We start from the raw sequence: 20,449 nt of genomic DNA on the forward strand, positions 1-20,449 counted from the left end.
CCCGATCTCGCTGGATGACTGACAAAAATTCAATGAAGACCTCTAAAGCTCTACATATGAAAGGGCTTCATTCTTAAGTAAGCAGTCGTTCCTTTGAGCAAGCTGAAAATCTCTCTATCAAAGACGATTTAAGCCTTGCAAAGGATGCATATATCGCTAGCTTTCTTATCGATTCTCGCTCTTGAAAATTGTCCGAACTATTGCTTCAGCACTACAGTATTAAAAATCTTGTCGTGCCATGTCTCCTGTTCTTTATCCACAAAAAACCAGAGATAGCCTAACCCAAATATTAGTCCACTTAGGAAATACCCCAACGAGCCGCGTAGACCAGCCATCACAAAAGACAATGAATGTCCATCGGTTTTAACTACTCCAATGTTCATCACTCCCATGCCAATTGATCGCTCTCGCTGACTCCAAAGGTAACCAAAGTACAAAAAATGCCCAAATGCAGGAGCGATTGAAAATCCAATCACACTCGGAGCTACAATTAAATTTGGTACAGGTATATCGCTATCAGCGTAAGCTCCGATGATCACTCCAATAGCAACCGCTGCTAGTGAATAGATGATTGAGAGAATAGCTTGATCAATCAACCATGCAGCAGCCCGCTGTAAGAAGGTCGCCTTATTCATCTTTATGTCCTCAAATGTTTTCCACAATTGTCTAAGCAAAATACTCTGAGCAGCCTTTGCGGATGGCTGGAAGGAATTTGAGACATGAGGATCAACTCCTTTACTCTTGTTGCTGATTTCAGTTGTCAATTGGTTTAAGGATCGACAGGATCGCCGACCGCCCCACCTGTAGCTGTGTGCACGGCGCGGGCCATCTGCCCAAGCGTGTTGCCAAGCGAGGTGGGATCGGCTCCTGCCATCAGGGCCGCACTGACGTCTTCACTGATAACGCGCACGACTGCGGTGGCCGCAGCGGCATGCAACCGCACCTCGATATCGTCAGGCGATCGCCGCAGGCGATCTGCGAAGATCTCGACTAGAGCGTGCTCTATTCGGTCGTTGGTCATCAGCCAGGCCGTCCGCACATCCGGCTCTTTTTCGGCCAGCACGGTCATCTTGATCACAGCCTGATCAAAGGACTGCTGATCGGGATCTTTAGTACGATTCATCGCCCACTCCATGAGGTGATCTTCAAGGGAGACATCCCGAGGCCAGCGGCGCAATAGTGCCACAAACTCCTCGCCATCCTGCGCCAAAACCGGCTCGACACAGCTCTCCTTGTTGCGGAAGTATCGCCAGAGAGTGCGTACCGAGAGACCCACTGCAGCGGCGATTTGCTCGCCGGTTGTGGCAGCGACGCCTTGCTCCCAGAACAAACGCGCCGCCTCCCGCGAAATCTCCAGACGTATCCGCTGCTGCCGCTGCTCACTCATCCTCCCTGGTTTGCGCTCGTTCTGCGTTGTGTCGTCGGTACCATCACTCCCCACAACAGTCTTCCTTTCAAGAATCTGTCACTAAGTGACAATATAGCTCTTGGTGACACTGTCGACAAGAGGTTGCTTCACTAATCAGCACATTCAATTTGAGCCAATAGCTATTCAAACTCTGGAAATGCTGTCAGGGAATGACATCTGAGAGATCCCGCCACAATCGGCAGGGGTGAGGTCACCCCCGCAACGGACACTGCCTGCGTGATTGTTAGGCGCTGTTTATATACTTTCCGTACAGGTTGCCTTTGTCTTAGCCAGCTTGAGTGTAGTGAGTTCCAACACTCAACTTCTTTCAAATTCTTACGGTGATTTATCAGATTCTTATAGGCTTAGCGAACTTGTTTTGGCGTTATTCCAGTAAGGCGCTTGAACTGCTGTGTTAGGTGGCTCTGGCTGGAGAAGCCGACCTGTAAGGCAATATCTGCGATCGCCAAATCCGTTTTCAACAACATTAGTTTCGCCTGCTCTATGCGCTGTCGAATCACGTACTGGTGGGGCGAAATCCCCATGGCTTGTTTAAACAAACTTGCAAAGTAAGTTGGGCTGATGTTAACAACGCTAGCCAGTTCTGCCAAGGATAAATCTCGATTCAGGTAGGTGTGAATATAATCGATCACCTGCTGCAACTGGATACGAGTGAAGCTGTTATTTTGGGATGTGATCGGCCGCGTCAGCGTCGAATAGTGTCGCAGCAAATGAATCACCAGAATCTGAGTGAGTGATTCGACATATAACTGCCCCATCATCCCGCCCGATCGCAACTCAGCTAACATCAGCATGCCAATCTGGTGAAGTTGCAAATCTTGTTGGCCAAAACAGGGTACAAGTTCGAACTGATTCGCACCCATGTCGGAGGTTTCAGCAACTTGTTGAATCAGTTCCGGTTTCAAGCAAATGTGTAGTGGAGTGCAGATGACACCACTTTTGTCTCGACACCAATAGCTTGGTTGTCCAGCCGGGACAAAGAGATTATCCCCTTCATTAAGGATGGACTCATGCAGGCGATCATCCCGTTTTTGGATTAAAGGAGCGGGATTTCCTACATGCAAGTTAAGCCAATGGTCTGAGAGGGCTGGGAGTTCAACCTCGAAAGCTGAAACAGGGCTTTGACACTGCTCAACGAAAATGTCATTCCAGTTCATTTGCTGACTGGAGAGCATCAGTGCTTTATTGAACCGTTGGCTAAGTTCGTGCGAGTTGAGCTGGTGGCTGGCCATGGAGCTTGCTCTCATCGATTGCTTGGAACTATAAAATCAACACTTTCCAGCCCGGTTATGGTGCAGCAAAAGCGTTCATCAGTCAGAGACACAAAAGGATGACCAGAGCATAGAACTACAAGCCAGTGATCAATGCCTCTCTCATTAGATAGACTTTGTCAACTCATCCAGGGGCCGATCATTCAGCAGAACTGTTTTCATCTGCTAATTCTATGCCATCGCTTTCATCGGCTTGTACTGGATGGGCTTGTTTCGACAATTCAGCAACTTCTTGCGCGATCGCAACCAGGGCATAATTAACTGAAGAGTCACAGATGAAATCAGTCTGAGATGTAACCTCAGGTTCAAAATCATTCTTGCATTGTGATATTGAATGCGTCATGGGATCATTCTCAATGATGGGTTTACATCGCCAGGCGAATCGGGCGGACAATCACTTCATTGACATCAACATCGTCCGGCTGGGAAACAGCGTATAAAACGGCTCTGGCGATCGCCTCTGATGCAAGGGCGGTTTTGCGAAGTTCTTCTAACAAGCCTTTGGATGACTCATCAGTGATATCAGAGCCAAGTTCAGTGGCAACGACCCCCGGGGAGATAGTGGTGACACGAATAGTTTGTGATTCCTGCCGCAGTCCTTCAGAAATTGCCCAAACCGCATACTTGGTTGCACAGTAAACTGCCGCAGTGGGTACTACCACGTGGGCACCAATGGATGCAGTATTGATGATTTGCCCTCCACCTTGAGCTTCCATAATCGGTAGCCCCGCTGCGATACCATTCAATACGCCCCGGATATTCACATTGATCATGTTGTCCCATTCCTCGACTTTCAGGGCATTCATCGGCGATAGGGGCATCACGCCTGCATTATTAAAGATGACATCGACGCGACCAAATTCGGCTTTGGCAAACTCCACAAATGCTTTTACATCGTCGCGATCGGTGACATCGACCGCTTTGAATTCTGCTGTGCCACCAGATGCATGAATCTTCTTGACTAGCTTCTCTAGCTTGTCTGTACGCCGTGCCCCCAAAACGACTTTTGCACCATTTTGGGCGAGCAGCTTCGCGGTGGCTTCACCGATACCGCTACTGGCTCCGGTGATAGCGATCACTTTGTTTTCTACATTTAACATGATGATTCTCCTGACTGTTGAGGTGGATTGAAATTAAATAGACTGACCACCAAAGACTTCGATTCTCTGTGCATTCACCCAGCGATTGTCTTCGGAGAGCAATGCTGCGATACCTTCGGTAAGCTTCGCTAACGCACCTCCAATATCATCGGGAACACCCACACGACCTAACGCCGTTTGCGAAGCGAGGAAGTTGTTGATTTCTGGATTGTCCTGCACTGCACCGCCTGCAAAATCTGTTTCATCGCGCCTGGAGCCACAGCATTTACGGCAATCTGTCTGTGTCCTAGTTCTTTTGCCATATGGCGACCAGCACTAGTTCCTCGGCGAAACTCTTGCCCATAAGTCGTTGAACTCTTGCATATCCAGAAAGGCGATCGCTTCGATTGCTTTGCCGTCCTGCATTCTGAAATACCAGGTGTAAGTGTTGTGGTAAGGTCTGCCGTCCCCGGCGGTCGCTGCTCCATCCCACAGGGCAATGACCATATCGCCATCGGCCCAGATGCCGCGTAGGGTTGGCACAATTGGGGTCGATAATCGGGCACTGGTTGGGTTAATGACTTGCTCAAGTAACGCTTGTTTGCGATAGGTTCCCGCAGTTGCGCCAGTGCCCGTAATCGTCCAGGTTGCTTCTGGAGCAAGCAGGTCGAAGAAGTTGCCAGTTCCGTTGCGCCAACCGTTGAAATACTGCCGGACGATTTCTTTGTTGCGCTGTTCGATACTCTCAGTATCTTGCACGCCTACTGGGTTGGGCTGCATGACCTGAGACAATGGTTGATTAGGCGTTTTCGACATCCCCGGAACTGTTAGCAGCCCAATCAATCCCATACCGATTAAAACCTGACTCAAACGATGCATCTTTTTAACCTCCTGAAGGTTGCATAACAAAGTAGCTATTTCGCTCTCACATCTATTGCATTGTTCGGTATCGCTTTTATGGAAAAGGCATTTCTCAGTGAGTCCTTGAGCGTGAACTTCTAAATCAGGTTTTGCGCTTTTACAGTTGCGGCAGCGAAATTTTCGATTGTCGTTTGTCCTTTGCGAGTTTCAATACCGTTGTTTTCAAAAATGATATGACCGGAATTGAAGCCGCGCAGCATCTCGCACCAAGCGTTAGCAGCTTCAGGCGAGGCACCGAAACCAACGATCGTCGCCTGCCAATCGCTTTCGGGAAGGGCGACAGCTTGCACGTCGCGCTTGAGCACGACAGCAAAAGCGACGGCGACATCATTTGGCGAATAATCTGCCGCGCCGTATAGCTCGATGATGCGTTTGCCCGTCCAGTCTTCGGTCAACGCTTCAGCGGCAGCGCGTCCGATGTCGGCAGCGGCAACCATCGGAAGTTTACGGTCTAGTGGACTGTAAAAGCTCGGCAAAATGCCTTTTTCGGCGGCGATTACAGCCACGCCGTTCCAGTTTTCCATAAATCCCGCTGCCCGCAGAAACGTGACGGGAATCGCCAAATTGCCAAAGATGTTTTCCAAAAGGTAAGTTGTCATGATGTTGCCTGTGCCAGTAGCGTGCTGCGAGCCAACCGAAGAAAGCAAGACAACTTTTTGCACGCTGGATTGCGCGATCGCTTCAACATAGGCTGCACCAATGTTTTTGGCTACGGTGAACATATCGACAGCCTGATAAGCAGGTGGATTCATTGCATAAACAGCAATCGCACCGTCTAACGCCTTGGTTATCGCATCTGCGTCAATGACATCAGCGAAAGCAACATCCGCACCTTTCGCCTGCCAAGCATCAGCGGCTTTGTCCGATCGCAACACGACGCGCACCGGCAGTTGTTTTTCAAGCAACGTATCGGCAACCACAGAACCCGTTTGTCCGGTCGCACCAAACACTACAAACATAAATTTCCTCCTGAAATGTCGAAACCAATTTTGATAACCGAAACCCCCAACGGCACAGTTCAACGGCAGGTTCCACTTTTGATGAGTCCAATGATCTAACGTTCAATCGCTAGTCTTCTCTTACGGCATGGATTTATCCTAGGTTTGAAAAGCTTTGGCGTGAATATACAAACCTGGCAGATGATTGCCTAATCCTCTCAAGTGAGGCATTGGTAACAGAGAATTTTCCCTATAATGAGCGCAGAAGCAGAGTTTAAGTTAAAACAGCATGACGATTGATACACTCAGCCACAAGAGCGCGATCGATAAATGTGCAGAACTGGCGGCATTGGTCGATCGGCATACTGGCAACCAAGTTAACGGTATCCATGCAACTGCGATCGCTCCCCTAGAGTTCACGCGAGAATGTAATCCTGTCGTAGCAATGCCCGTTGTCAGCGAACCGCTTTTTGCGGTTGTGATACAGGGACAAAAGGAATTGTGGCTGAACGAGAAAGCCTTTCGATACGGTGTTGCTCAGTATCTGGTTTTGTCGGTGGATTTGCCGGTGAGTGCACGTGTGATCGAGGCGACTCCCACTCAACCTTATCTCGGCTTTAAGCTGAAGCTAGACCCAGCCCAATTTTGTGAGATCATTGCTCAAACCCAGCCATGCACTAGTCAAAAAGAACCCGTGAAAGGTTGGTTCGTTAGCCATGCTGAGCCATCTTTGATTGACTGCGCTCTGCGGCTCGCAAAACTTTTAGAGACACCGCAAGATGTTTCGTTTCTGGCACCGATGATCATTCGCGAAATTTATTATCGTCTTCTAATGGGGGAACAAAGCGAAGCAGTTCGCCAAATTGCTACTGCTGGTAGCAATATGCAGCGCATTGCTGAGGTGATCAAAGACATCAAAGCAGAGCTTACAAAGCCGTTGCGGATTGAGGATCTCGCTGAGCAAGTGAACATGTCCGTTTCCTCTTTCCACCGCCACTTCAAAACAGTCACCTCAATGAGTCCGCTGCAATATCAAAAACAATTGCGACTCTTAGCTGCGCGACAGATAATGCTTGCTGAGAAAGCTGATGCCGTTCAAGCGGCCTATCAAGTTGGGTATGAGAGTAATTCACAGTTCAGCCGCGAATATGCCCGCATGTTTGGTGCCCCTCCTATCCGGGATGTTGAACGGTTACGGACAGCCGAGATAGTACTAAAGTGATTTCTGGAAGATAGTTTTCCCTAGTGATCAATGCTTCTCTCCTTAGGCAGACTTTGCCGACTCAGCCAGGAGCCGATCATTCAGCAGAACTGTTCCCGGTTATTGATTCTATGCCGTCGATTTCATTGGCTTGTACTGGATAGGAAATTGGTGCAATTTCGCCAGCGCTAACCAACGCTTATTCTCTGTGCCAGACACGCACACATTGAAAGCAATTGATGGCAAGACCTTGATCATCACTGGTTCTTCGTCTTAAAGCTTAGGGAAGAGTTAGAATTTCTACCCCTTCCTCAGTCACAGCAACGGTGTGTTCAAACTGAGCTGAAAGTTTCTTGTCTTTTGTAATCACAGTCCAACGATCCGCTAAAAACTTAAGTGTACTCGTGCCTTCGTTTAGCATTGGCTCAACCGTAAAAACCATTCCCGGACGCAGCTTCAATCCACTGCCTCGTTCGCCAAAATGAGGAATTTGAAGCTCTGTATGCATCTGCCTGCCGATACCATGCCCAACCATATCTCGAACAACTGAGAACCCTTTCGCCTCGGCATATTCTTGAATTGCAGCTCCAATATCACCAATTCTTGCCCCCGGCTTGATTTCAGCAATTCCTCGCATCATCGATGCTTGAGTGGCTTCAACTAGCTTTCGAGCTGTTGCGGATACATTGCCAACTAGGAATGTTTTAGACGTGTCGCCATGATAACCGTCTAGGCGTGGCGTTACATCGATGTTGATAATATCTCCGTCTTTAAGGATGTGCTTTGGATTCGGAATTCCGTGACAAACTACTTCATTAATGCTGGTGCAAATTGAGCCGGTAAAGGGGGGATGATCGGGAGGCGCATAGCCAAGGGTGGCACTGGTTGCACCATGGGCTTGCATCCAACGCGCCGCCTCATCATTTAAAGCTTGCGTACTCACTCCAGGTTGCACCATTGATTCAAGATGGTTGAGGAGATTCGCCGCGAGCCGTCCAGCCCGCCGCATCTTGTCTAGTTCTCTACTCGAAAGCAAGACAAGGCCTGGATGACCCTGGGGTTGGCCCAAATCTCCGGCGATCGAGAGCAAATTCTGGCGGTTCATGGATAAAGCTTTGATTACTCGTGCTATGCCATGCTAGCACAGCATGGCATAGCACGACACAGGCTAGGCTATTACTGGTATCTTGGAAGCAAGAAAACCAGAAGTGAAACTCAAAATGGGTGGTAAGACAGACTTGGAGCGAGTGGTTGCTTACGTTTCTCCAGAGTTAAAGCAAGAACTGGAGGAGTGGGCGCAGACAGATGAAAGATCTGTCTCTTGGCTGGTTGCAAAATTAATTGATAAGTCTTTGCAAGAACGCCGAAAACAGCGAAGCGCTTCGGAAGTAGTCAATATGCGCTGAAATTAGAGTTCTTATAGAGTAGGTTGCTCTCGTTGCACTGACATTGACCCAGTTCTCAAGCGGGGCGGGCCTGCTGATTGACAAAAAAAGACCACTCGAGGGATGACATCCTTCAGCATCTGCCATCGCATAATGAATTAGACGTCTTATGAGCTATCGAGCCCCTCTCGGTCGCTATGACGTAGACGCGGTGACCCCGCACCCAACGCTTGCCCTAGAGGAAGCAGTGCTCGCTCACTTCCAAATTAGCAAAGCCCCGTTCACCCATCTGATGTCGAGTAACGGTTTAGTTGTCGTCGCTAACACTTTAGTGTCGTCTTAACCAAATTGGTGTCGCCTTAACGCATTAGTGCCATCAAGGTTCATTTAGCGTTTGAGCGCACTTTAGGTGTCATCTTAGCAATCACTAAGACCCTTTCTTGTCAATGGCTTAGCGATTTTTGGCTAGATGACAAAAAGTTGTTAAGACGACAAATAATCTGTTGCCCGACACCCCTTCCTTTGGCGATACCAATGCTAGGAGCATCAGTCGAGAACAGGCATTGTTTTGCGTCCAGCAGAAAGCTGCAACCAGCCGGATGGAGCTTAAGAATTGACGTTGGCCTAAACGGCTTGGGCTTGGGCCACATGTTTGCCCTTACAAAACTCTTCCACAATTTTGCTGTTGAAGGCGGGCAAATCGTGGGGGTTGCGGCTGGTGATTAACCCCTGATCGACGACCACCTCTTGATCGACCCAGGTGGCCCCGGCATTGCTAAGGTCGGTTTTTAGAGAAGGCCAGGAGGTGACGGTGCGCCCCTTGACCACATCGGCTTCAATCAAGGTCCAAGGCCCGTGACAAATTGCGGCTACGGGTTTGCTATCGGCAAAAAATGCCTGAATAAACTGAATGGCTTGAGCGTTGGTTCTGAGCTGGTCAGGATTCAACACTCCACCGGGCAGCACTAGCGCGTCGTAATCGGCGGCGCGAGCTTGGTCAAGGGTGCGATCGACCGGCACTGTGTCACCTTTGTCATGGTGATTCCAGCCTTGAATGGAGTCACCCTGGGGGGCGATCACATGCACTTGGGCACCGGCTTTTTCTAACGCTTGTTTGGGCTCGGTCAACTCAACCTGCTCAAATCCATCGGTGGCTAAGATCGCCACTTTGCGGTTTGTGAGTACTGGGGCCATGCTAATTCTCCTGAGGTTTGAGGTTTAAATTGTCGGTCCTAGATTTCCATGATCTCGGCTAGATTCTGCCCCTGAAATTAATTCAGCACATCCTTAGGCACACCGGGCGTAGCTATCTTCACCGCTTGATTGAAGTCAAGAGGCTGGGCTAGTGGTTGCGGATGTGTAGGCTTACAATGCCTTCTAACCATTGAGGTCGCAGACTAAAGCTGGCAGATTTGTTGCCGAGAACTGTTTTCAGCTTAGGTAACTGAGTTGAGGGCAGCGTCTAGCCATAGGTGGAGTTAGTCAATTGGCCGCACCGGTTCAGCCATATTCATACATGGAGGGGCGGTACGGCGATCGCCGCTGCTAAAACTTCCCTAGCTAAAGCACAGAGCAGGTGACTAGGTCTACTACGGCCTTTCGAATTGAACACCGTGACAGAAGATTGAGAGCCCCACAAGACCCTCTTGAATACTTACACTGAAGCTAGCCAGCGCTATTTGAACCATAGCTTTCTTTGCAAAGCAGCAAATAGCTATGTCTTTCAGTCGATGGGGCTAGCTACATTGCTCAGAAATCGGCTGAAACAATTTGTTAGATAGTGCGATCGCACCCTGGCCCCAAGCAGCCTTGACGAGATTTCCCCAGCGATCTTCAGCAGAGCCTAGTTGAGATGGAGCTAATTCCATGAAAAATACCGCCATTGAGACTCAGCCTCACAAAGTTGTGATCGTTGGAGGAGGGTTTGGCGGTCTCTATGCCGCTAAGGCATTGGGAAAAACTAAGCAGGTTGAAGTCACTCTGATTGACAAACGAAATTTTCATCTGTTTCAACCGCTGCTCTATCAAGTAGCTACGGGGAAATTATCACCTGGGGATATTTCGTCGCCCCTGCGAGCGATCTTGAGTGCTCACCGCCACGTCAGGGTGTTGATGGATGCCGTCATTGATATTGACCCTCAGCAGCAGCAAGTGACGCTAACCCACGCAACTCTGCCCTACGACACGCTGGTGGTGGCCACGGGTGTTAGCCACCACTACTTCGGTCATGACCAGTGGGCCGAAGCCGCACCGGGGCTGAAGACCCTTGAGGACGCCCTAGAAATGCGGAAACGAATTTTTGGGGCGTTTGAAGCCGCTGAAAAAGAGTCAGATCCGGAGCGGCGGCGGGCCTGGCTAACGTTTGTGGTGGTGGGCGGCGGGCCAACCGGTGTGGAACTGGCTGGGGCCCTGGCCGAACTGGCTTTTCACACGCTTAAGGACGAATTTCACCATATTGACACCACCGAAACCCGTATTCTGTTGCTGGAAGGGCTCGATCGCGTGCTGCCCCCTTACCCCGCTGATCTGTCGGCCAAAGCCGCCGCATCACTGAAGGAGTTGGGTGTAACAGTGCGTACCGAAGCTCTAGTGACCGACATCGACGACGATGTGGTGACGGTGCGCCAGGGCGAGCAGACGGAGCAAGTGCGGGCCAAAACCATTCTCTGGGCTGCCGGAGTGAGGGCTTCGGCGCTGGGCAAAGTGCTGGCTGCCCGAGCCGGGGCTCAGCTCGATCGCTCGGGGCGGGTCATGGTGAACCCTGATCTAAGTCTGCCTGAGCAGCCCAACATTTTTGTGGTGGGCGATCTAGCCCACTTTGCCCACCAGAACAATGGCGCAGACTCCCCGGAGGGAAACCAGCCCCTGCCGGGTGTTGCGCCCGTGGCGATGCAGCAGGGAGCCTACATCGCCAAGCTAATTCAGCGGCGGCTGCAAGGGAAAGCGGTGCCTCCCTTCCACTATGACGATGTAGGCAGTCTGGCGGTGATTGGCCATCACGCGGCGGTGGTGAATATGGGACGGTTCAAGCTGTGGGGCTTCCCCGCCTGGCTGATCTGGATTTTTGTACACATCTACTATTTGATCGAGTTTGACAACAAGCTGGTGGTGATGATCCAGTGGTTGTGGAGCTATTTCACTCGCAAAGGCGGTTCACGGCTGATTACTTGGGAAGAGAGCCGCCTGGATGAGCCGATAGTTGTCGATCAGGAGCCTCAGCGGGTGGAGCGGAATGAAGCTCCAGAACGCACCTCAGGGAATCTAAAAGCGCCAGTCATTGCAGAATCGTAGGGATGGGGAGGCTGAGTTGGCGGACGTAGTCATTGGTTTAGACTTGGGAACCGGCGGGGTGCGGGCGATCGCCGTCAATCTGCAAGGCCAAGTGGTGGCCCAAACGACCCAGAGTTATCCCCTGCTGACGCCCCACCCCGGCTGGACGGAGCAGCAGCCCGCCGATTGGGTCGAGGCTAGTCTCACGGCCCTGAGCGAAGTAGCGGCGCAGATTGAGGGGCAAACGGTAGTTGCTCTCGGTCTATCAGGCCAAATGCACGGCATGGTGCCGCTGGACGAAGACGGTCAGGTAATTCGCCCAGCCATTCTCTGGAATGACCAGCGCACAGGGGCGGCGGTGGCGGAAATTGAAGCGGCAGTGCCCCGGTCAGACCTGATTCAGCGCACCGGCAATCCGGCAATTACGGGGTTTCAGCTACCCAAATTGGTGTGGCTGCGGCAGGAGGAACCCCAGACCTACGCCCAGGTGCGGCAAATTCTGCTGCCCAAAGACTACCTCGGCTACGTGCTGACTGGTGAAGCGGTGACGGAACCCTCGGATGCCTCTGGCATTGGCTGCTTAAACCTGGCCAGTCGGCAGTGGGATCAGGATATCCTCGCCGCTCTCGATATCAGCCCCGACCTGTTTCCCACGGTGGTCGAATCGACCGCCATTGCTGGACGGCTGAAGCCGGAACTGGCTGAGCGGACAGGACTCCCAGCAAGACTGCCCGTGGTGGCGGGTGGCGGTGACAACGCCGCAGCGGCGATCGGTCTCGGCATTTCCGATCGCAACCTGAAGCGAGGCAGCCTCAGCATTGGCACGTCGGGAGTAATTTTTGCCCCCTGCGATGTCCCCACCCCCGACCCCCAGGGGCGCGTGCACCTGTTTTGCCATGCCGATGGTGGCTACCACCTGCTGGGGGTAACCCTGGCGGCGGGGGGTGCCCTGCGCTGGTACCGCGACACCTTTGCCCCCAATATCGCCTTTGCCGATCTGATGGCCCTGGCCGAAAAATCTGAACCGGGGGCGCGGGGCGTGCTGTTTTTGCCTCACTTGGCGGGCGAGCGCAGCCCCTACCTCGACCCCGATACGCGGGGAGCCTGGGTGAATTTGTCGCTGGCTCACACCCAGGGCGACCTGATTCGGGCAGTGCTGGAAGGGGTGGCCTTTAGCCTGCGGGCGGCCTTGGAAGTGATTCAGGGAACTTCTCCGGTGAATCAGCTACTGGCAACGGGGGGCGGGGTGCGATCGCCCCTCTGGTTCCACCTACTAGCGGATGTGCTCCACACCGAACTGGTCGCTCCCAAAGCCGAAGAAGGAGCGGCCTACGGGGCGGCGATTTTGGCGATGGTAGGGGTAGGTGTCTATCCGTCGCTGGAGGAAGCATTTGAGACTTTGCCAGAGGCGATCGAGGCGGTGCAACCCCAAAAGCACGCAGCCTATGAGGCGGCATTTGAACGATACACCCCACTCTACGAGTCGCTAAAGGTGGTGAGGTAGGGATGATGACAATGCTGTAATTCAAGCTTGGGGTAAACCGTAATTTTGGTTTGGCCCAATAGAAGCTGTCGATATAGTAATGCCCCTACAGTTATGCCCAGACAATATGTATCTAGAATGAATGGCCTTAGCCTCAAGCGTCGCGATGCCCTAGGCTTCATCGGCGGCACTCTGATGGTTTCGCTGTTTGGCTGCTTGCGCAAGCCCTCGGCCTCGGCTGAACCGAGTAGTACCGTAGCCCAAACCTCGACCGGCGCAGCGACGGCAGGGCAGCCTGCTTGCACCGTGCGACCCCAGCAGACCGAAGGCCCCTATTTTGTTGATGAAGCGCTAAATCGCTCCGATATTCGCTCTGACCCAACGACTGGCTCGGTGAAACCAGGCGTTCCCCTAAAGCTGCAATTTCGGGTATCTCAAGTAGGTGCTGATGCCTGTGTGCCGCTGGCAGGAGCAATGGTAGATGTCTGGCACTGCGATGCCACCGGAGCCTATTCAGACGTAAACGATCGCCAAGCCAACACCTTAGGCCAAAAGTTTCTGCGCGGTGCTCAGGTCACCGATGCTGACGGCACGGTCGAGTTCACCACCATTTATCCGGGTTGGTATCCTGGCCGGACTGCACATATTCACTTCAAAATTCGCGGTAATACTGCCGAAAATCAGGGCTATGAATTTACCTCACAGCTTTATTTTGACGATGTTCTGAGCGATCGCGTCTACGCCCAGCCCCCTTACAGCGATAGGGGCGATCGCACCACCCGTAACCAAAACGACGGTATCTTCCGCAGCGGCGGCGATCAGTTAATTCTGCCCATTACCGAGGCTAGAGAGGGCTACACCGGGCGTTTTGAGATTGGGCTGGAGTTGGCCTGATGGGCGCTCCTCTATATTTAGCCCGGTTTGGTTAGGGCAAACGCCGTTTGCCCCTACAGGGTTGCCTTATTAATGGGGATGTAGGGGCGAATGGCATTCGCCCTCGGGGTTTAGGCAGCGACCTGGTGGTGCAGAAAAGCATCGACCTCCTGGGGGGTGGGCTGGGCGGCGATCGCACCCGGTTTCAACGTCGTCAGCGCCCCCACCGCGCTGGCATAACGCAGAATTGCTTTAATCTCAGCCGGGTCTTGCCAAACATCCCAGCCCCGCTGGCAAAGCTGGTGCAGAATTCCGGCTAGGAAGGCGTCTCCTGCCCCGGTTGTATCTTTGCTGCTGACATCAAAGGCCGGGAGTGAGACGCTGTGCTGTTTCGTAGCGCAGGTGCTGCCGTTGCCGCCATCGGTGAGCAATACAGCCTGAGCGCGGGGCAGTTGCCGACAAATATCTGCGGCGGAATCGGTCGCGAACAGCCACAGAGCCTCTTCGCGAGCGAGTTTGAGCAAGTCAGCGACACTTAAAAAGTCTCGAATTTTGGCGGGAGCAAGGTCTACTTCTGGCCAAAACACTGGCCGCCAGTTCAGATCAATCACAATCTTGGCCCCGGCCTGCTGGGCCTTGTCTCGCGCCCGTGCCATGGCGCTGGCAGTAGTGGGGTAGGCCAGGCCCAGCGTCCCCATCACCAGATACTTCACCCCGGCAAAATCGACGGCATCTATCCACTCGGGGGTGAGGTGGGCGTCGGCAAAGGCGGTGGGGTCGGGGGCGCTGAAGCCAATGAAATTGCGATCGCCCGTTTCATCCCGCTGCACTAGCACCGTGCGGGTGGGCACATTGACCACGCGCTGAATCTGGCACGCCACTCCCTGCTCTTGCAAAACCTGAATTAGCCAGTCGCCCAGGTCATCTTGGCCTAGGGCGCTGATCAGTCGGGTGGGGGTGCCGAGTTTTGCGATCGCAGCAGCCACATTCGCAGGTGCTCCACCAGGATAATCGGTGCCGTCAGCAGAGCCACTTTCAGGCGTTTCACCGACCTCAAACAGGCGATCGACTAAGCATTCTCCTAAACAAATCACGGGCTCGGTCATGGGTTTCTCCTAAATCGCTCTAAATCCATTCATCCGAGCTAGCCGATCTCGGGTCGATAATAGTTATCCCTTAATCAAAATCGCTGTGGCGGCGGCTTCGTCAGTAATTAGCCCGCTGATCAGCCGACCCTGTAGGGCCGCGAGAATGGCTTCGGCTTTGCGGGTGCCGCCAGCAACGCCGATGATCAGGCGCTGAGCTGGTTGCTCTAGGGGCACGCCAGCAACACGGCTATTGGTGCCCGCTTGCAGCAATTTCCCCTGAGAATTGAACGCCCAGCCAGCGATTTCACCCACGGCCCCCAACTCAATCAGCTCGGTCAGTTCGGCGTCGTTGATAAAGCCATCCTCGTGCAGGGGCGCGTTCCAAGCGATGTGACTAACGCCGACGAAGGTGACCTTAGCCTGCTCCGCCAGAGCTTTAACCGCTAGAAACGATCGCTGGGTCTGCAACAAGTCGCGCTCCTCCACGCTGGTGGCCACCGCTGGCGTGGGCACCGGGTAGGTTTGCGACCCCACCCGATCAGACAAATGCATGACCACCTCATGGCGACCGGCTAGCCCGTAGTGCGACATGTTGCCCACAATCGAAACAATCTTGTGCTGAGGCTGATCCATCGACGGAATTTGATCGACCATGGCCCGCAGGGTGCGCCCCGAGCTAAAGGCCAGAATGGAAGGGGTTCTGGCGACTAGATAGGTCTCTAGATAAGTCGCCGCGCAGACGCCCAAGCCGTCGTAAAGGTCACCACCGACGGCGGGGTCGGGCACGACTTCACACATCGCTAGATCAAACCGATCGCGCAGGGCCTCGGCCAGGGCAATGCAGTGGCTGAGGGGATGGTCGAGGCGAAATTTGATCAGCTTTTCGCTGACGGCTAGGGCCACCAAGCGCTGGGCCGCCTGCCGCGACACATTCAGCTTGGCGGCAATTTCTTCTTGGGTGTTACCAGCAATGTAGTATAGCCACGCGGCATGAGCCGCTAGGTCGAGCTTGCGATGGCCCTGTTGGGCCAGTCTTCGAACATCGCGCTTTTCTGCATAAATATCTCCCATCGCTCACCTCAAAACCCACCACTACCCAAAGAAAGATTTTATTCGATTAAAGATCTATCTAAAGAGTGATTGAGCAATTCGTCCATCAGAGAATATTTGCTCAATTCTATTGTCCCCCTGTGACGTCCAAATTGAACCCGGTGATGTAGCTAGCCTCGTCGCTCATCAAGAAAGCGACCCCGTTGGCGACTTCTTCTAACCGGCCCAGGCGGCGCAGCGGCACTGAGTTGAGCATCTGCTGCTCGACCACCTTGGGGTCGGCGTCAAAATACTGCGACCCCACCCCTGCCTGTAGTTCCGTCTGCCGGGTCCACATCACACCGGGGCCAATCAGCGACGGCGATAGAGCGTTGACGCGAATGCCGTAGGGGGCCAGGTCTTTGGCAGCGGTTTGGGTCATGCCAATTACCGCAAACTTGGAGGCGGCGTAGGCCAACATGTTAGGCGGTCCATCCACCCCAGCGTGGCTGGCCATGTTGACGATTGCCCCGCCAGTCTTCCGCAGGTGTTGAGCGGCGGTTTTGAGAATGTGAAACACGCCAACTACGTTGATGTCGATCACCGTCTGAAAATCCTGCTCAGGATACTCGTCGGTTTTGGCAAACGCGCCCTGGTAGCCGGCATTGTTAAACACGTAGTCGAGCTGCCCCACCTGCTCCACGGCGATCGCAAACACGTCGGCCACCTCCTGAGCGTCGGTGACATCGCAGCGAATGGTGTACACAGGATTGCCGTAGTCTTTCAATCCCTGGGCAACCTCGGCCAATCTCATTTCGTTAATGTCCAGCAACACAATTGTTGCCCCGTTGGCAGCAAATCGGTGGGCAGTGGCTTTGCCGATTTCCCCTGCCCCGCCGGTAATCAGAATGGTTTTGCCCTGGAAATTGTAGGTTGCCGTCGCGCTCATAAAGCTGACCTCACAGGTGGGATTGCAATCAAGAATTGTTGCGAATACGACTGAGCGCCTCATCTTTGGGAAGTGACATCAGTATGATTCCATTATTGGGCTTTTGCCCATAGTCAGAGCATAAATTCAACTTAGTTTATTTTTTTAGCAATCCGAGGAGCCGTGCGATGCGCTTATTTCGCCGCGCCCGAATGCGTGCCAGGGGGCTGGTGGCATTCCTGATTGGCCTACTGCTAGTGCAGCTTGTCAATGCCTGTTCAGCCGGCCCCCAAGTCGGGGACCGCACTCGCCTCACCATCGCCACCGTCAACAACGGCGACATGGTGGTGATGCAAGACCTGTCGAGCCAGTTCGAAGCCGACAACCCCGACATCGAGCTGCGCTGGGTGGTGCTAGAAGAAAACATTCTGCGCCAGCGCACCACCACCGATGTGGCCAGCCAGGGCGGTCAATTCGATGTTTTGACGATTGGGTCCTACGAAACGCCGATTTGGGCCAGGCGGGGCTGGCTGCGATCGCTCGACGGTCTCCCCGCTGAATACGATGTCGACGACCTGATCGACCCAATTCGCACCGGGCTTTCCTACGAAGACACCCTCTACGCGGTGCCCTTCTACGGCGAAAGCTCAATGCTCTATTACCGCACCGACCTATTCGACAAGGCGGGCATTACGGTGCCCCCCAACCCCACCTATGCCCAGGTGGGCGAGTGGGCCAGCCAGGTGCACGACCCGGCCAACGGCGTCTACGGCATTTGCCTGCGGGGCAAGCCGGGCTGGGGCGAAAATATGGCGTTTCTCACCACCCTGGTCAACACCTTCGGCGGCCGCTGGTTCGATATGGACTGGCAGCCCACCATCGACAGCCCCGAGTGGCAAAACGCCGTCACTTATTACGTGGATGTGATGAACCAGTACGGGCCGCCCGGAGCCAGCTCCAACGGCTTTAACGAAAACCTGGCCCTGTTCTCTACTGGCAAATGCGGCATGTGGATCGACGCCACCGTCGCCGCCGGACTGCTCTCCAACCCTGACCAGTCGCAGGTGGCCGATCGCCTCGGCTTTGCCCGCGCCCCGGTCGAGTCTTACCCCAATGGCTCTAACTGGCTGTGGTCCTGGGCACTGGCAATTCCCGCCACGTCGCAATCGCCCGAGGCCGCCGAGCGCTTCGTCGCCTGGGCAACCTCGAAGGAGTATGTGCAGCTGGTGGCAGAGGAGCATGGCTGGGTCTCGGTACCGCCGGGCACCCGCACCTCCACCTACAAGAACCCCAACTACCAGGCCGCCGCCCCCTTCGCCGAAATCGTGCTGGACTCTATCCAGGCCGCCGATATCACCAACCCATCCCCACTACCGACCCCCTACCACGGCGTGCAGTACGTGGATATTCCTGAATTTCAGGCGATCGGCACCCAGGTCGGCCAGCGCATGGCCTCCGCCCTGACCAACCAGGTTTCGGTCGATCAGGCGATCGCGCAGTCGCAGACCGTCGCTGAGCGGTTTATGCGTCATACCGGCTACATCGAGTAGGCGGGTAAGGGGTGGGAGGGTAGGCGGGTGGATGGGTAGATGGGTAGATGGGTTTTCCATGTACCTGACACCTAAACCCTAAAATCTGACACCTGATACCTAATACCCAACACCAACACCCCCACTCATCCACCCTTTCACTCTCCCACCCGCCTACCCGCCCACTCATCCACCCCCTACTCATCCACCCCCTTCCTGCCATGACCTCATCTATCGCAACCCCTACCCATTCGCCGCCGCCTGCGCGGACGCGATCGCACCGCTCAATTCCCGCCCGGCTGCTGGTCGCGCCCGCGGTGATTCTGCTGGTGCTCTGGATGGTGGTGCCGCTGGCGATGGCCATCTGGTTTGCCTTCCAGCGCTACAACCTGCTGATTCCTGACGAGCGCGAGTTTGTTGGCTTTGCCAACTTTGCCTACATTCTCACCGACCCCACCCTGTGGATTTCTATCGGCATCACGATGGTGCTGGTGATATCGGTGCTGGCGATTACCATTGGCCTCGGCACCGTGCTGGCGGTGTTGTTTAACCAGGAGTTCCCTGGTCGCGGCGTGGCGCGGGTGCTGGCGATTTCGCCCTTTTTCGTCATGCCCACGGTCAGCGCCCTGATCTGGAAAAACATGCTGATGCACCCGGTGAACGGGCTGTTCGCCCAGATTACGCGGGGGCTGGGTCTGGGGGCGATCGACTGGTTTGCCGACTTTCCGCTGCTGGCGATCATCATCATTGTGGCCTGGCAGTGGCTGCCCTTTTCCCTGCTGATTTTGCTGACGGCAATTCAGTCCCTGGATACCGATCAGATGGAAGCGGCCCGCATGGATGGCGCTAGCGCGATGCAGTTGTTCCGCTTTGTGGTGCTGCCCCACCTCAACCGGGCGATCGCCGTGGTCGCCATGATCGAGACGATTTTCTTCCTCACCATCTTTGCTGAAATCTTCGTCACCACCGGGGGCGGCCCTGGCCTGGCCACCACCAACCTGGCCTACTACATCTACCTCAAAGCGCTGCTGGAATTCGACGTCGGTGGGGCCTCGGCGGGCGGCTTAATTGCCGTCGTGCTGGCCAACATCGTGGCGATTTTCCTGATGCGCAGTGTTGCTCGCAATTTGGACTCTTGATATGGCAACTAAGCAATCTCACCGCTGGTGGATTCCCCTGCTGGGCTGGCTGGTGGCCTGCCTGCTGTTCTTCCCAATTTTCTGGATGTTCATTACCAGCTTCAAAACCGAGGTGGCGGCGGTCGCCACGCCGCCCCAGCTGTTCTTTCGGCCCACCCTGGAGAACTATGTGGCGGTGCAGACCCGCGCCTCTTACTTCAACTTTGCCTGGAACAGCGTGGTGATCTCCCTGGGGGCGACGATTCTGTCGCTGCTGCTGGCGATTCCGGCGGCCTACGCCATGTCGTTTTTTCCCACCAAGCGCACCAAGGGCACGCTGCTGTGGATGCTCTCGACCAAAATGCTGCCCGCCGTGGGTGTGCTGGTGCCGATCTACATTTTGGCGAGGGAAACGGGGCTGCTCGACACCCGCATCGGTTTGATCATCATTTACACCTTAATTAACTTGCCGATTGTGGTGTGGATGATCTACAGCTTTTTCAAAGAAGTGCCGAAGGAAATTCTCGAAGCCGATCGCATGGATGGCGCTTCCACCTATCAGGAACTGGTCCATGTGCTGCTGCCTCTGGCCCTGCCGGGGATTTTCTCCACTGCCCTGCTCTCGATTATTTTGTCGTGGAATGAAGCCTTCTGGAGCCTCAATTTAACCACCTTTGATGCGGCTCCACTGACGGCGTTTATTGCGTCATTTTCTAGCCCTCAGGGTTTGTTTTGGGCCAAGCTGTCGGCCGCTTCTAGCATGGCGATCGCCCCCATTTTGATCTTCGGTTGGGTCAGCCAGCGGCAGCTGGTGCGAGGTCTCACCTTTGGGGCCGTTAAGTAACCGATCCGCCGTAGGGTGGGCACTGCCCACCAACCAAAACCGTAGGTTGGGTTAAAGCGCCAG

General features: G+C 54.1%; 21 protein-coding genes. 8 read left to right on the forward strand and 13 right to left on the reverse strand.

Going from position 1 to position 20,449, the window contains the following annotated elements:
- Positions 1-197: 197 nt before the first annotated feature.
- The 8 genes from H6G07_RS14950 to H6G07_RS14985 form a co-directional block, all read right to left on the reverse strand.
- Positions 198-635, reverse strand: coding sequence for an RDD family protein (locus tag H6G07_RS14950; protein ID WP_139297054.1), 438 nt, complete (start codon positions 633-635; stop codon positions 198-200).
- Between the two features lie 134 nt (positions 636-769).
- Positions 770-1,387, reverse strand: coding sequence for a TetR/AcrR family transcriptional regulator (locus H6G07_RS14955; RefSeq protein ID WP_073608924.1), 618 nt, complete (start codon positions 1,385-1,387; stop codon positions 770-772).
- 386 nt (positions 1,388-1,773) lie between these two features.
- Positions 1,774-2,661 carry a helix-turn-helix domain-containing protein gene (locus tag H6G07_RS14960; RefSeq protein ID WP_073608923.1) on the reverse strand — a complete coding sequence of 296 codons (888 nt, stop codon included), beginning with the start codon at positions 2,659-2,661 and terminating at the stop codon, positions 1,774-1,776.
- A gap of 178 nt (positions 2,662-2,839) precedes the next feature.
- Positions 2,840-3,043: a hypothetical protein gene (locus H6G07_RS14965; protein WP_073608922.1), complete on the reverse strand. Its 204-nt coding sequence runs from the start codon at positions 3,041-3,043 to the stop codon at positions 2,840-2,842.
- Between the two features lie 22 nt (positions 3,044-3,065).
- The gene (locus H6G07_RS14970) at positions 3,066-3,800 is read right to left on the reverse strand and encodes an SDR family oxidoreductase (protein WP_073608921.1); all 735 of its coding nucleotides are present in this window, start codon (positions 3,798-3,800) and stop codon (positions 3,066-3,068) included.
- 33 nt (positions 3,801-3,833) lie between these two features.
- On the reverse strand, positions 3,834-4,019 hold the full coding sequence (locus H6G07_RS14975; protein ID WP_199312113.1) for a hypothetical protein: 186 nt from the start codon (positions 4,017-4,019) through the stop codon (positions 3,834-3,836).
- Positions 4,020-4,115: 96 nt separating this feature from the next.
- On the reverse strand, positions 4,116-4,658 hold the full coding sequence (locus tag H6G07_RS14980; RefSeq protein WP_084173204.1) for a nuclear transport factor 2 family protein: 543 nt from the start codon (positions 4,656-4,658) through the stop codon (positions 4,116-4,118).
- 119 nt (positions 4,659-4,777) lie between these two features.
- On the reverse strand, positions 4,778-5,659 hold the full coding sequence (locus tag H6G07_RS14985) for an NmrA family NAD(P)-binding protein (protein WP_073608920.1): 882 nt from the start codon (positions 5,657-5,659) through the stop codon (positions 4,778-4,780).
- 268 nt (positions 5,660-5,927) lie between these two features.
- Here H6G07_RS14985 and H6G07_RS14990 point away from each other — a divergent pair, with 268 nt between their 5' ends.
- The gene (locus tag H6G07_RS14990; protein ID WP_073608919.1) at positions 5,928-6,860 is read left to right on the forward strand and encodes an AraC family transcriptional regulator; all 933 of its coding nucleotides are present in this window, start codon (positions 5,928-5,930) and stop codon (positions 6,858-6,860) included.
- A gap of 259 nt (positions 6,861-7,119) precedes the next feature.
- On the opposite strand, the gene map is transcribed toward H6G07_RS14990, so the two are convergent.
- Positions 7,120-7,944 (reverse strand): type I methionyl aminopeptidase, encoded by an 825-nt coding sequence (gene map / locus H6G07_RS14995; protein ID WP_073608918.1) that lies wholly within the window; start codon positions 7,942-7,944, stop codon positions 7,120-7,122.
- An 82-nt stretch (positions 7,945-8,026) separates the two neighbouring features.
- Between map and H6G07_RS15000 the strand changes: the two genes are divergently transcribed.
- A complete protein-coding gene (locus H6G07_RS15000; protein ID WP_242026807.1) occupies positions 8,027-8,245 on the forward strand; it encodes a ribbon-helix-helix domain-containing protein in 219 nt (72 codons plus the stop codon).
- Between the two features lie 603 nt (positions 8,246-8,848).
- Here the strand turns inward: H6G07_RS15000 and H6G07_RS15005 are convergent.
- Entirely contained in the window at positions 8,849-9,418 is a 570-nt protein-coding gene (locus H6G07_RS15005; RefSeq protein WP_073608916.1) for a type 1 glutamine amidotransferase domain-containing protein, read from the reverse strand.
- Between the two features lie 672 nt (positions 9,419-10,090).
- Here H6G07_RS15005 and H6G07_RS15010 point away from each other — a divergent pair.
- From H6G07_RS15010 to H6G07_RS15020, 3 genes are all read left to right on the forward strand, one after another.
- Entirely contained in the window at positions 10,091-11,515 is a 1,425-nt protein-coding gene (locus H6G07_RS15010) for an NAD(P)/FAD-dependent oxidoreductase (protein WP_084173203.1), read from the forward strand.
- A gap of 16 nt (positions 11,516-11,531) precedes the next feature.
- Complete coding sequence (gene xylB / locus H6G07_RS15015) at positions 11,532-12,998, forward strand: xylulokinase (RefSeq protein ID WP_073608915.1); 1,467 nt, start codon at positions 11,532-11,534, stop codon at positions 12,996-12,998.
- Between the two features lie 117 nt (positions 12,999-13,115).
- Positions 13,116-13,871 (forward strand): intradiol ring-cleavage dioxygenase, encoded by a 756-nt coding sequence (locus tag H6G07_RS15020; RefSeq protein WP_199312115.1) that lies wholly within the window; start codon positions 13,116-13,118, stop codon positions 13,869-13,871.
- A 110-nt stretch (positions 13,872-13,981) separates the two neighbouring features.
- On the opposite strand, the gene H6G07_RS15025 is transcribed toward H6G07_RS15020, so the two are convergent.
- The 3 genes from H6G07_RS15025 to H6G07_RS15035 all read right to left on the reverse strand — a co-directional run bounded on the left by H6G07_RS15025 (position 13,982) and on the right by H6G07_RS15035 (position 16,916).
- Positions 13,982-14,956 carry a carbohydrate kinase family protein gene (locus H6G07_RS15025; RefSeq protein WP_073608913.1) on the reverse strand — a complete coding sequence of 325 codons (975 nt, stop codon included), beginning with the start codon at positions 14,954-14,956 and terminating at the stop codon, positions 13,982-13,984.
- Positions 14,957-15,019: 63 nt separating this feature from the next.
- Positions 15,020-16,009 carry a sugar-binding transcriptional regulator gene (locus H6G07_RS15030; protein WP_073608912.1) on the reverse strand — a complete coding sequence of 330 codons (990 nt, stop codon included), beginning with the start codon at positions 16,007-16,009 and terminating at the stop codon, positions 15,020-15,022.
- Between the two features lie 106 nt (positions 16,010-16,115).
- Complete coding sequence (locus H6G07_RS15035; protein ID WP_073608911.1) at positions 16,116-16,916, reverse strand: SDR family NAD(P)-dependent oxidoreductase; 801 nt, start codon at positions 16,914-16,916, stop codon at positions 16,116-16,118.
- A gap of 167 nt (positions 16,917-17,083) precedes the next feature.
- Here H6G07_RS15035 and H6G07_RS15040 point away from each other — a divergent pair, with 167 nt between their 5' ends.
- From H6G07_RS15040 to H6G07_RS15050, 3 genes are all read left to right on the forward strand, one after another.
- Entirely contained in the window at positions 17,084-18,445 is a 1,362-nt protein-coding gene (locus H6G07_RS15040) for an ABC transporter substrate-binding protein (protein WP_073608910.1), read from the forward strand.
- Positions 18,446-18,645: 200 nt separating this feature from the next.
- Positions 18,646-19,563 carry a carbohydrate ABC transporter permease gene (locus tag H6G07_RS15045; protein WP_073608909.1) on the forward strand — a complete coding sequence of 306 codons (918 nt, stop codon included), beginning with the start codon at positions 18,646-18,648 and terminating at the stop codon, positions 19,561-19,563.
- Position 19,564: 1 nt separating this feature from the next.
- Positions 19,565-20,386: a carbohydrate ABC transporter permease gene (locus H6G07_RS15050; RefSeq protein ID WP_073608908.1), complete on the forward strand. Its 822-nt coding sequence runs from the start codon at positions 19,565-19,567 to the stop codon at positions 20,384-20,386.
- Positions 20,387-20,449: the final 63 nt, after the last annotated feature.

The organism is Phormidium tenue FACHB-1052 (genome assembly GCF_014696675.1).
GTDB classification, from domain to species: Bacteria; Cyanobacteriota; Cyanobacteriia; order Phormidesmidales; family Phormidesmidaceae; genus Nodosilinea; species Nodosilinea tenuis_A.